The sequence below is a fragment of the Bartonella massiliensis genome, from assembly GCF_902150025.1.
GTDB classification, from domain to species: domain Bacteria; phylum Pseudomonadota; class Alphaproteobacteria; order Rhizobiales; family Rhizobiaceae; genus Bartonella; species Bartonella massiliensis.
The window spans coordinates 18399-30557 of record NZ_CABFVS010000018.1 but is presented as its reverse complement, the minus strand read 5'-3'; the positions used below and the strand labels follow the sequence as shown (position 1 = coordinate 30557).

General features: G+C 37.0%; 8 protein-coding genes and 2 pseudogenes. 4 read left to right on the top strand and 6 right to left on the bottom strand.

Annotation, left to right across the window (positions count from 1 at the left end; all coding sequences use genetic code 11):
- Positions 1 to 274 precede the first annotated feature (274 nt).
- Positions 275 to 2077, top strand: a complete 1803-nt coding sequence (locus FNZ60_RS04555; protein ID WP_142416497.1) for an acetolactate synthase 3 large subunit — start codon at positions 275 to 277, stop codon at positions 2075 to 2077.
- 672 nt (positions 2078 to 2749) lie between these two features.
- Here the strand turns inward: FNZ60_RS04555 and FNZ60_RS04550 are convergent.
- The 6 genes and pseudogenes from FNZ60_RS04550 to FNZ60_RS10100 all read right to left on the bottom strand — a co-directional run bounded on the left by FNZ60_RS04550 (position 2750) and on the right by FNZ60_RS10100 (position 6147).
- Positions 2750 to 3574, bottom strand: a complete 825-nt coding sequence (locus FNZ60_RS04550; protein ID WP_246054712.1) for a TauD/TfdA family dioxygenase — start codon at positions 3572 to 3574, stop codon at positions 2750 to 2752.
- Between the two features lie 50 nt (positions 3575 to 3624).
- Positions 3625 to 3750 (bottom strand): hypothetical protein, encoded by a 126-nt coding sequence (locus tag FNZ60_RS10440; protein ID WP_281280242.1) that lies wholly within the window; start codon positions 3748 to 3750, stop codon positions 3625 to 3627.
- Positions 3751 to 3777: 27 nt separating this feature from the next.
- Positions 3778 to 4581, bottom strand: a pseudogene (locus FNZ60_RS04545) (MFS transporter); the annotation flags it as partial.
- 52 nt (positions 4582 to 4633) lie between these two features.
- A complete protein-coding gene (locus FNZ60_RS10435; RefSeq protein ID WP_281280244.1) occupies positions 4634 to 4888 on the bottom strand; it encodes an MFS transporter in 255 nt (84 codons plus the stop codon).
- A 332-nt stretch (positions 4889 to 5220) separates the two neighbouring features.
- On the bottom strand, positions 5221 to 5808 hold the full coding sequence (locus FNZ60_RS10105; RefSeq protein WP_281280243.1) for an NAD(P)-dependent oxidoreductase: 588 nt from the start codon (positions 5806 to 5808) through the stop codon (positions 5221 to 5223).
- A 9-nt stretch (positions 5809 to 5817) separates the two neighbouring features.
- Positions 5818 to 6147 (bottom strand): Rossmann-fold NAD(P)-binding domain-containing protein, encoded by a 330-nt coding sequence (locus tag FNZ60_RS10100; RefSeq protein ID WP_246054711.1) that lies wholly within the window; start codon positions 6145 to 6147, stop codon positions 5818 to 5820.
- Between the two features lie 572 nt (positions 6148 to 6719).
- Between FNZ60_RS10100 and FNZ60_RS04535 the strand changes: the two genes are divergently transcribed.
- The 3 genes and pseudogenes from FNZ60_RS04535 to FNZ60_RS04525 all read left to right on the top strand — a co-directional run bounded on the left by FNZ60_RS04535 (position 6720) and on the right by FNZ60_RS04525 (position 12121).
- A complete protein-coding gene (locus FNZ60_RS04535) occupies positions 6720 to 7841 on the top strand; it encodes an ATP-dependent DNA helicase (RefSeq protein WP_142416495.1) in 1122 nt (373 codons plus the stop codon).
- 84 nt (positions 7842 to 7925) lie between these two features.
- Positions 7926 to 8660 (top strand): pyridoxine 5'-phosphate synthase, encoded by a 735-nt coding sequence (locus FNZ60_RS04530; RefSeq protein ID WP_142416494.1) that lies wholly within the window; start codon positions 7926 to 7928, stop codon positions 8658 to 8660.
- Positions 8661 to 10353: 1693 nt separating this feature from the next.
- A pseudogene (locus FNZ60_RS04525) lies at positions 10354 to 12121 on the top strand (ShlB/FhaC/HecB family hemolysin secretion/activation protein).
- The last annotated feature ends 38 nt before the right edge of the window (positions 12122 to 12159 follow it).

The following is a 12159-nucleotide window of genomic DNA, read 5'->3' as shown; positions in this document are numbered from 1 at the left end:
TAGCTTATAAAAGAGCTGGAAGCTATGCAAAGAAATTTGCAAAAGATAAAAGAGAATTCGTAAAGGAAAAAAATTAAAAAATATTAATTTTTATTGACGAATGGGTTCAATGGAATTAGAAATTCTCCTTTAAGGTTTTTTTTATATATTTTATACGTTGGAATAATGGGGGAGATCATACAATATATGTTGTGTAATGGGCTCCTTGAGAGTCTTTTTTATAGGCTCCGTTAGGGGCTTTTTTATTGTCCTATTAAATAGGTGAGTGGGAAAAATGAGAAATGATCCAAGACAGCAAGAGCGTGCAGATGGAAAAGTAATGTCGGGGGCTGAAATAGTGGTTCAGGCTCTTATAGATCAAGGGGTTAAACATATTTTTGGTTATCCTGGTGGAGCTGTTCTTCCTATTTTTGACGTTCTTTATCACCAAGATGCACTTCAGCATATTTTGGTGCGCCATGAACAAGCAGCGGGGCATGCTGCTGAAGGCTATGCACGCAGTACTGGAAAGGTTGGTGTGATGCTTGTGACTTCTGGTCCAGGGGCAACGAATGCTGTGACACCTTTGCAAGATGCTTTTATGGATTCTATCCCTCTTGTTTGTTTTTCTGGTCAGGTAGCGACCACCGTGATTGGGACAAATGCTTTTCAAGAAGCTGATACAGTGGGGATTACAAAGCCCTGTACCAAGCGTAATTGGTTGGTTAAAAATGTTAATGATCTTGCGGACATTATTCATGAAGCTTTTTCTCTTGCTCAATCAGGACGTCCAGGACCGGTTTTGATTGATATTCCTAAAGATGTTCAATTTGCTTCAGGATTTTATAGGGCACCTAAAGTTCAGGAATCTTTGCATTCTTTTCCAACGTTGAAAGAAAATAATCGTGAGGCTATTAAATCAGCTGTTGCTTTTTTAGTTGAGGCAAAACGCCCTGTGATTTATTCGGGTGGGGGTGTTATTTCATCGGGGGGGGAAGCTATCCAGCTGTTGCGTAATTTAGTTCAATGGGGAGATTTTCCCATTACTTCAACTTTAATGGGACTTGGTGCTTATCCAGCTTCTGGTAAAAATTGGCTGGGAATGCTGGGGATGCATGGGACCTATGAAGCTAATATGGCTATGCATGATTGTGATGTCATGTTGGCTGTTGGGGCACGGTTTGATGATCGTATCACGGGGCGCCTTGATGCATTTGCACCTCATGCGCGTATTATTCATATTGATATTGATCCTTCTTCTATCAATAAAATTGTCAAAGCAGAAGTTCCACTTATTGGCGATGTAGCTGATATTTTGACAGAAATCACGCAGCATTTGCATAAGGATCCATCAACGTTTGATCAGGAAAGTCGAAAAATATGGTGGACACAAATTAATCGCTGGAGATCACGTAATTCATTAGCCTATATGGAAAAAAAAGATGTCATTATGCCCCAATATGCTCTTGAACGGCTTTATACGCTGACCAAAGATGCTCGTGCTTATATTACAACGGATGTCGGACAGCATCAGATGTGGGCAGCGCAGTATTATCACTTTGATGAACCAAAACATTGGATGACTTCTGGTGGTCTTGGAACGATGGGGTATGGCCTTCCTGCAGCGATTGGTGTTCAAATAGCCTATCCTGATGCGCTTGTTGTGTGTATTTCTGGTGATGCTTCCATTCAAATGAATATTCAAGAACTTGCAACAGCCATTCAGCATGATACACCTGTGAAGATTTTTATTTTAAATAATCAATATATGGGTATGGTCCGTCAGTGGCAGCAGCTGCTGCATGGTAATCGTCTTTCTCATTCTTATACGGAATCTATGCCTGACTTTGTGAAATTGGCACAAGCTTATGGAGCGGTGGGGATTTATTGCTCAAAGCCCGATGAACTTGATGATAAAATTCAGCAGATGATTGACTGTGATAAGCCTGTTCTTTTTGATTGTCGTGTTTATCATTTAGAAAACTGTTTTCCTATGATCCCATCGGGATGTGCTCATAATGAGATGTTATTACCCGATGAAGCAAGCGAGGAGGCTGTTGCAAATGCTGTTTCTGCTGAGGGAAAGATTCTTGTATAAAATGAATATGTTAACTAAATAATGAAGGATGGTGATGATGAAGTTTTCGGAGGCTTCATCGCTGTCTCTTCTTTGTGGAGAGTGCCTATTATCCTTAGAGCTCATTTTATACTTTTCATTCTTTGTTTAAAGACATGGCGTGTATGATTATTTGTTTATCTAAAAAATGTTATAAGTTGTGTGTCCAATTATGTTTGAATTTATTGGTACGCGATGTTTGTTTTTTTAGTTCATATGTTCACATTAAGAGCTATTTCGTTGCATTTTTTAGATAATACATTGAATGATCTGTTGTAAATTAATTTATGTTGTCTCATGTATAACAGATTCCATCGTACAAGAAAAAAGCCATCGTGCTTGAAGGGTGCAACCATGCAAATCGTCATACTTGTGAAAACAATAGAAAAGTTTGTCACTCTGTTTTGGTTTTGCATTATGAAATTACGCTAAATCGCTTTTTCAAGGGTTTGATAGGAGAGTCTCCTAGTGGCTTGAAAGGAAGGACTAAAATAACAAAGATCAAATGCAGCTATAGAAAATCAATGGGCCATCATAGCTTATAATCAGGTCATAATCTCATCTGATTTAAGCGAGAGAAATTTATATATATGAGATGTATCGTCAATCTATATAAACCAGAATAATACGCAACATTATATCATTATCAGGACATTAACAGTGAAAATCAAATACTCTTTCTTTTATTTGTTTTACATCTCTATGATTCCATAAATCTGCAGACACAAACACTCTTTGAATCCATCGCATTGGATTTTCATAACGATCAAATGATCCCCAAAATTTATCTCTAGAGTGTAGAGCCATTTTGTTATCAATGTATAATAATCTTCCTGGTTGTACATCAATTCCAAAAGATACAGCCTTAATGGCTTCATAAAAATGATCTAAAGCTTCCTTGGCTTTTTTTGACTGTGGCTCGAACATACCCGGATAAAAAACAGCGCTGATACTTAAGAATTCACTGTCCCCTTGAATGTGCGGCACTTTAGTTGTAGAGGTTACCCCATTTTTCCATCTATAGGGAACATTAATTCTATATAAATTATCCCTTAAGCTACTCAAATTCCCTTCACTTAAAAGTTTTAAAGCTAGATGTGCATCAGATATTCTCGTTAACGGGCCATTAACATCATTGCGAACACCCGATAAAAGTATCCCTTTAGGAGATAAATTTAAACCAGTTATAAATTTTAGTGCTGCATTTTCTATATGAAAATCTAACTTAACTTCAGATCCTAATCCTGTATAATCTGTTTTATTATCCTTTAAAGGAACTAGGTTATTGACTATATGTTCGCCTTCAAACTTAATGGAATAAGGCTCTCCGATCAATAAAGAAAACATCATGATTAAATTTTCGCTAATATAGCCACTTTTACAAGACGCATCTAAATTATAAGGATTAGGTGATGTATTAATTTGTCTATCAATTGGAAGCTTTTCAAAGATTAAATATGGTCTAGGGGTAATAGACACCTTTTGCTTCATAAGAATTGTCAATATTCTATGTGGTAGCAGCGAAAATGCTATTTTTTTAGCTCAACCGAATATTCAATACCACCACCGTATGGATCATAAATAACATGGTCTAAAGCCTCCCAAAATTTGTCTCTTTCGACATTACTCAACTCAAAAGTATTTTCATTTATCATGATAATTTTCTCCCCAATTATATTTTCCTACTTGTTTATTAAGAAAAGCGAAAAAACAGTCATTAAAATTAAAATCAGCCATGTTAGTAAATAAGTGTCTGTAAAGTCTTGGATTAATCCAAATAATGGTGGAGCCGTAATAATTGCGATTTGATTTACAGACATGGCTAAACCCAGAGAAAAGCCAACGCTTTCTTTTGGCGAAGAGTCTACAATATAAGCAATCCACGGGCCATACCATCCGATTCCAAAAAAAACTAACCAAGCAGATAAAAGAGTTAGATAAATTATGGATCCACTCATGCCCAAAATTAATATTAAAAATCCAAAAACGATTGCAATCATGCAAAACAAGACAGGAAAAAATCGTTCTTTTCTACAATGATCACTCCACGCTGCTAAAATAATTCTTCCTAAGGTACCAGAAGCTTGTAAAACGAAAAACAAATAAACACTTTTATCTAGAGATAGGTGATAGATTCTATAAAAATAAATCGTTATAAAAATGGTTAAAACATATTGAACGATTAAAAGTGAAATGCCTGAAAAAATAATATTCTTCATATGCGGTGCAGCTAACATCGCAAGACGAGACTTTACAGTTGCATAGAACGAAACCCTTGCCTTGCTTTTGGGAACGGTAGCGACAACTTTTGCTGGTGCGTGATAAAAAACAATAAATATACATCCACCTAGAAAAGAAACGATGGCGCCGACCAAAAACGCACCTTGTATGCCATAGACAAGCGCACTCGCAGGAAGAACTATCCCAGCTAATGCTCCACCTAATGGCAGCCCCGCCTGTCTTATTCCCATTGCAAATCCGCGCTGCGATTGTGGAAACCATGAAGAAACAGATTTAGCGCCACCAGGTTGAGCAGAACTATAAAAATCCCCCTACAATGAGCAAACAAATCAAAAGGGAAATATAGTTATTGGCGATTGCTCCCAACAAAAGAGCGACAGAAACACCGACCGCGCCAACGCCAACAATATAGCGCTCGTTAAACTTGTCTAGTAATTCGCCAGCTACAAGTAATCCAATAATAGGGAGGAACTGCGCTGCTGAAGACAGTAAACCTATCTGAGAGTCACTCAGCGAGAAATCCTTCTTAAAAAATTCAGCTAAAGGACCAATCCCTTGAACAAAGAAGCAGGCTGATGCTTGAGCGATAGTGGCAACAAGTAATACAACTCATCTATAATAATCTTTTTCTATAAATTTATTATTGCTCACTATACCCCCCCTCCGATTAAAGGGTATCCCAAAGCGATAGCCTTTTTAAATCATGATTACAACAATAAATGAGGTATTTTATGCTAATGACATAAAAATTTGTCAACACGATTGGTATTCATATGAAAGCTTAAAGAATATGCTTAATTTAAGGAAATAAGCTATGATGTGTCGTGCAAATTTGATACGCTAGCGATATAAGATAAATTTTACAAATATTGGCCTAGCCGGCATTAAGCGCTCTTCATAAAAGATGCTATATTTTGGCAAGCTTTTTCAAAATAATTCTCAAAGCTGTCTCCGGTTACATAGCCCAGATGCGGCGTGCAAAGAATTCTATCTGATTGCAAGAATTTGCTCTCATAGACTGGCTCGCTGTCGTAGACATCCAGTGCAAAGTAAATTGAATTTTCCAAACTTAGTATTTTTTCTATCGCCCCTTTTTCAACCAAAGCTGAACGCGCTGTGTTGACAAAAATAGTATGAGGTTTCATGCTCAACAGGTCATCGAATTGAATAATTTCTCTGGTTGTATCGCTTAAACGTAAATGTAGAGATATAATGTCAGGACGTGTAAAAAATTTATCTTTTGAATGCGTAAAATGATAGCCTAAATTTTTTGCTTCTTGCGTTGAACGCTCGCTTCCATAAACCAAAATGGACATGCCAAAAGCTTGAGCATATTGAGCAACCATTTTACCAATACGCCCAAACCCGAATATTCCAAGAGTAGCCCCTTTCATTTGGTTGCCAAATGTTGTTTGCCACTGTCCTTTTTTCATATCAGACACAGATTGACAGAATTTTCTACGCGCAGACATCATTAAGAGTCACGCAAATTCAGCAGCAGAAGTTGGATCTCCACCACCGTCTAATATTTTAATTCCTAAGTCTCTACAAGCTTCTATATCAATATGGGGACCTATAGGGCCTGTTTGGCAGATTAATTTTAAATTTGGCAGTTTCAGGAGAAGATTTCTATCAACTATAGTCCGCTCTCTGATTAAGATAAAAATATCTATCTCTTTGAGCTTATCTTCTAAATCACATTCTTTCGCTAAATTATTGATAACCAGCACTTCATGCGATTTCATTAATTTTGTCATAGACTGTAATGTTAGAGTGGCTTTTTGATAGTCATCTGGAATTAATATTTTCAATTTAACCCTTCCGTTTCATTCATCAATATTTATTTGAGCTCATTATTTCATTTATAAAACAATCAAAAAGCAATCTTATCGCTGATATTTTGACATAACGCCAAGCCTATTAGAAAATTATCCCATTGATTTAATTGTTATTTTTAGCAATAAGAATAGTATTAATCAGTTTGTTTTTATAAACTTTAACACATTGCGACAAAAAGAAAAAATTTGACTCAAGTCGATAGAGAACTGCACTTTTCTCATATTCTAGAGGACGAATCTGAAGTGCTACGCTGGATATGAAACCATATCCCAGTTTTCTTATAATAGACTAGTAAGAAGGCCATATTTGTGAACCAGATTTTATGGTTGAAACAGAAAAAGCTACATATTTATGCGAGATAAAGCGTGCTTCATATAAGCGTGATGTCTCCTCTTTATTTGTTGAGATATAACTTATTGGAGTTATGAAGAGTAATGTATAGATAAAATTTAGATTGTTACAATATTTTGAAAAAGCAATGGATCAATAATTGATCATCTTTTTAATGCTTGCTCTTTTTATGCGAATCTTATTTTGATAAATTATGCAGTTTTCGCCGGAACAGGATAATGCATTGAAGGCTGTTGCCGCGTGGTTAAGGGAAGGGCGTTCACCTCTTTTCCGCCTTTTTGGCTATGCGGGAACGGGTAAGACGACGCTCGCGCGCTATTTTGCAGAGACAGTTGATGGCTCTGTCCAGTTTGCTGCTTTTACAGGCAAGGCGGCGCAGGTTTTGCGTTCTAAAGGTGCAAGCAATGCTTGTACAATTCATTCATTAATTTATTGTCCGCGAGGAGAAGAGGAAGTTTCAGATGAAATCACGGGAAAAAAGTCTATTGCTCCGACATTTACATTAAATCGAAGAAGTGCTGCTGCACAAGCTAAACTCATTATTGTTGATGAGTGCTCGATGGTCGATGAACAATTAGCACGTGATTTAATGAGTTTTGGGACGCCAATTCTTGTTCTTGGTGATCCAGGTCAATTGCCTCCTATATCCGGTGGGGGATTTTTTTCCAATGGAAAACCAGATTTTCTTCTTTCAGAAATTCATAGGCAAGCGCGGAATAATCCCATTATACGTCTTGCTATGGACGTACGTGAAGGACGCGATATTGCTTATGGTGATTATGGAGAAGCGTGTGTCGTGACGCGTAAAGAGGTCAATCAACTATTGGTTTTGGATGCTGATCAAGTCTTGGTTGGGATTAATCGCACACGCCACCTTTATAACCAGCGTTTGCGTATGTTAAAGGGCTTTACAGCAGAGTATCCGCAAGCGGGAGATAAGCTTGTGTGTTTGCGAAATGATCCTCCTAAAGGTTTGTTAAATGGTTCTTTATGGAAGGTGATGACTTCACAAAAGGAGACAGTTAAACCAAATATTAATCTTTTGGTAAAACCAGAAGAAAGTGAGCGTGGGGTCATAAAGATTAAACTTTTAAAAGCAGCATTTGAAAAACCTGATCAGGAAATTTCGTGGGCATTAAGGAAACGATATGATGATTTTGATTATGGGTATGCATTGACGGTTCATAAAGCTCAAGGTTCTCAATGGAATAATGTTGTTTTGTTTGATGAAAGTTTTGCATTTCGTGATATGTATGCACGCTGGCTTTATACGGGAATTACACGCGCAGCAGAGCGCTTAACGATTGTTCGATAGAAAAAATATGTATATTATCCAAGTTTCAGATAGAAAATGCCTTTTTTCTATCTTGTTACACACTGTAGAAAAATGGAAATAGGCATGGCGATAAAACTTTCGGTTAATCTTAATGCTGTTGCTGTTTTGCGCAACCGACGTAATCTTCCGTGGCCAAGTATCAAGAATATTGGGCATATAGCGCTTGCTGCTGGAGCGGCAGGTTTGACGGTTCATCCGCGTCCCGATGAAAGACATGTTCGTTTTGCCGATTTGCCAGAGATATACGGTTTAATAGAGAACAATTTTCCTACGGCGGAGTTTAATATTGAAGGTTATCCAAGTGATCAATTTTTGGATATTGCTGAAAACTATGCTGATCAGATTACTCTTGTCCCAGATGATCCAGATCAATCAACGTCTGATCATGGATGGAATTTTGCTCAAGATGCAGAATTTTTAGCCCCTATTATTCAGCGTTTAAAAACACGAAAAATTCGTGTATCACTTTTTGCTAATCCTACGAGCGATGGTCTTGATATTGCTAAAGCAATAGGGGCTGATCGTGTGGAATTTTACACAGGACCTTACGGCGGTGCATTTCAGGATAAAACAAAACAAGATCACGAGCTCAATAAACTTGTTTTAGCCGCACAAAGAGCGAAAGAGTTATACTTAGGTATGAATGCAGGGCATGATTTGACGGTTATGAATCTTCCTGCTCTGATCAAGAATATACCTTGGCTTAATGAAGTTTCTATTGGCCACGGGCTTATTGCTGATGCTTTAGAGTATGGAATGCATGAGACTGTGCAGCGTTTTCTTCGGTTATTATCGTAATTTTTTCTTTCTATAAAGTGGGAAGAGAAATTTTTATGAAGCTTTGCCCATTTATCTGAAAAAAGTAATATCTATTGAGATAAATAGCACTATTAGTGTGTATTATAAAGACTCTATTGCTGCTCTGTTTATGGGGTGCTTTCTGTCTTTTATTTTTGAATGCATGAGATGTTTTTTATTCGTAGCATTCATTATACAAGAAGTTTTACTGCTATAATTTCTTTGAAGCGATAAGAAATAGGGTTTTGAAAGTGTTTTTCTGTATAAAGGAGTGTGTAGGATTTTATTGGATCAATGCACAAAATTTTCTTGAGTTTTATAAAGTGTTTGGAGAATATCTTTCAATATGTTTGAGCTCATTTCATGGCGTTATTTTTGAAGTGCATGAAATCTTCATGAATAATAAAACCTATTATTCATTATTCTTTTACATCATAAAGATATCAGTGAGCGTTATCATTTTTTGCTAGATTGGTATTGCAGCTGAACTTTGCAAGGAGATGATTCATAAGAAATATTCATATGTAACTCTGTTTGCAATGTGCAAGTTTTTTTGCTGATTACATCATGAATAGTTTTTTAAAATCAGAAAATGCTTTTTTATGATTAGGATGAATTCAATACCAGTTCTTGTGATATTGGAGGCGAGAAAATAAAACAATGATATCGACTTATCACTTTATGAAGGAGAGCAAGGGCGCAATAAATTTTAGACTAGAACCTCTTGAAAAGAGAGCCCGCTTTTCTAGATAAGCGTGTCAAAATAAATGATGACTTATTATAGATAAAAATACAATGAAATAAATAGGTTGTGTGCAATTTCTTTATATGATCTCTCTTAAGAATTTATCCTGTTATATGTGATTCATTTGATTTCTTTTTATAAACAATTGCTATAATAAACTTTTCAAAAGCAGTTTTCATATCTTCATCTGATATCGTTTGATCACGATAGGATTGTAAGAGAAAGCGTAGCATGACTTGTTCATTATCAAATTTATGATGGTGAAGCATAAAGAATAGACTCAAGGCGATATATTCTATAAATTAATTATTTTCAAAATAATCAAAATGAAGCTTATTAAATCCATTTTGAACGAATTGAGAAAAAAATGCAGAAAAATGCTAAAAAAGTCGATAATTTTTTCAAAAGAGTTTTTAAAAGGATACTTATCAACAGCCTATGAAAGAGATTAAATCAGCAAAATAGTGAAATTTGCTATTTATTTTACGTGTTAATCAAGACAGATGCAGTATGTGCTTTTAAAATATCAGAATGATTATTTTTAAAAGCTCTCAAAAGAGATTTTTATTGTTTGCTATAATGATTTGTACAATAAAAATTTGTTTAATAACATGATCTACAGTCTATTCTATTTATGTAAGACATATATAATAGCATAGGAGTAGGAGAAAGAGTTTTCCCTCTATGATTTATGGAGATATATGGGGATATTGCGGTATTAAAGATTGATTTGCCAAACAGTTTTGGTTAAAGAATTTTCCATATAGGTATGCGGGGAGAAGTCTTCAGCAATAGAATCAGAATTTTGGCGCAGTTTTTATTTGGATGCATAGATATGCTCTGTTGTTAGAAATCGTCATAGAATAGTGAGTGTTTTGAGTGGTATTCCCAAGGGGTTATGAAGCGATATAATGCTTCATAAATGACAAAAGCGGGGGGAAATCTATCGTGTTATTTATCTTTTTACGCCAAGAGAGCTTTTTAAGGCTTTTTCTAGCCATTTTAGTGTTGTTTAGCATGTTTCGTGGCATGCCTGTTTATGCGCGGTCATCGGCTATTTTTCATTCCCCAACAGATAATTTTTCTCGCCAACAATCTGAGAAGCAGTGATTAGAAAGAATTGAGAATTCTACGCGCCTTAACGCCCAAAGGCATTACAACGCCTTCTGAAGGAAAGCAGGGAGCACTTTGGGACAGTGGGTACTGCTTTCCAATTCATGATATTATTGTTGATGGGGTTTATCATATCAAAAAGGGCGCTATAGCAGCGGTCACAGAACCTTATGTTGGGAGATGTATAGGTCTTGCTGATATCCAGCTTTTAATCAAGCAGTTAACCAAGGTTTATTTAGATAAAGGCTATGTAACGGCACGTTTTTATATCCCCGATCAAGATATCAAAAACAGCAAGATGCTCAAATTTGTTGTTGTTGAGGGCAAGTTGTCCGGGTTTTATTACAATGGTTCACCGGCTTTACCGCATAATCATGTTGTGTGGAGTGCTTTTCCGGGTTTGGAAGGGCATATTCTCAACATGCGCGATATTGAGCAGGGTCTAGATCAAATCAACAGGCTTTTTTCAGCACATGCTCAAAGTGAGCTTCTACCAGGTCGTGAAGAGGGGAGCACCATTGTCAATATTAATAATCAACCGGATAAAGCTTTCAAGATCACCGTTTCCCATGATAATTTAGGACAATCCTCAACGGGTTATGCCCGTTATAGTGCTGGTTTAAAGTTAGAAAATATTTTAGGTCTCAATGATGCGTGGGATTTTAGCTATCAACGTAGTCAAACAGATTATTGGGGCGGGAGCCAGCAAGAGGGATATAGCAATAACATTTCAGCAAGTGTGAGTATCCCCTATGGTTATTGGACTTTTGGTTTAAATGGCTATGCTTATAATTATCAAAGTATTATCAAGGGCAATTTTTCGGATATTGAAACGACGGGGGATTCCAGTGAGTTACACGCCAGTACAAGCAGGGTTCTCCACCGCGATAGTGTTTCTCTGACGACTTTGAATTTAGGTCTTTCCTATAAAAGAACCAACAACTACCTTCTTGGCAATAAGATTGAAGTGGGGAGTCGTCAATATAGCGTTGCCAATTTTGGGATATCGCATTCTCGTCAGATGTTAGGGGGGACTTGGACCTTTGATATCAGTTATTTGCAAGGACTTCCGCTTTTTCATTCGGTTAAAAAACATGCTCCAGGAGCGGGGGATGCGGAGCCTCAATTTGCCAAATTTACTGGAACTCTCGATATCATGACACCCTTTGAGGTTAGTGGGTGGAATTTTGTCTTAAGCAATCTTTTAAGTGGTCAATATTCACCGCATAATTTATTGGCAGCAGAGCAGATATCTTTGGGGGGCGCTTCCAATGTTCGCGGTACGCGTGAGAGTTTAATTTTTGGCAATAACGGCTTTTTTATCCGTAATGACTTGATGCTGCGCACCATTCCGTGGCGCAACAACGCGATGCTCAAAAAGGTTTTTGGAGAACTTCGCCCCTATGTTGGTTTGGATTATGGTCGTGTTTTTGCACAACCTTTGTACGGTTTTAAGAGTGAAGAACTTGCTGGTTGGACAGCGGGTGTCAAGCTTGCAGGGGGTATGGTTTCTCTTGATGCCAGTTATTCCAATATTTTGTGGAGCACAGTTAAGCACAAGAAGTCAGGCACATTTTTAATGACATTAACAATGGATCTTTAAAACAACGGATCTTGAAGGATAGCGATGGGGAGATAAAA

Bases quoted from the DNA above. Each gene is read 5' to 3' on its own strand.
- FNZ60_RS04555 (WP_142416497.1), top strand. From the start codon at position 275: ATGAGAAATGATCCAAGACAGCAAGAGCGTGCAGATGGAAAAGTAATG.
- FNZ60_RS10440 (WP_281280242.1), bottom strand. From the start codon at position 3,750: ATGATAAATGAAAATACTTTTGAGTTGAGTAATGTCGAAAGAGACAAA.
- FNZ60_RS10105 (WP_281280243.1), bottom strand. From the start codon at position 5,808: ATGTCTGCGCGTAGAAAATTCTGTCAATCTGTGTCTGATATGAAAAAA.
- FNZ60_RS04535 (WP_142416495.1), top strand. From the start codon at position 6,720: ATGCAGTTTTCGCCGGAACAGGATAATGCATTGAAGGCTGTTGCCGCG.
- FNZ60_RS04530 (WP_142416494.1), top strand. From the start codon at position 7,926: ATGGCGATAAAACTTTCGGTTAATCTTAATGCTGTTGCTGTTTTGCGC.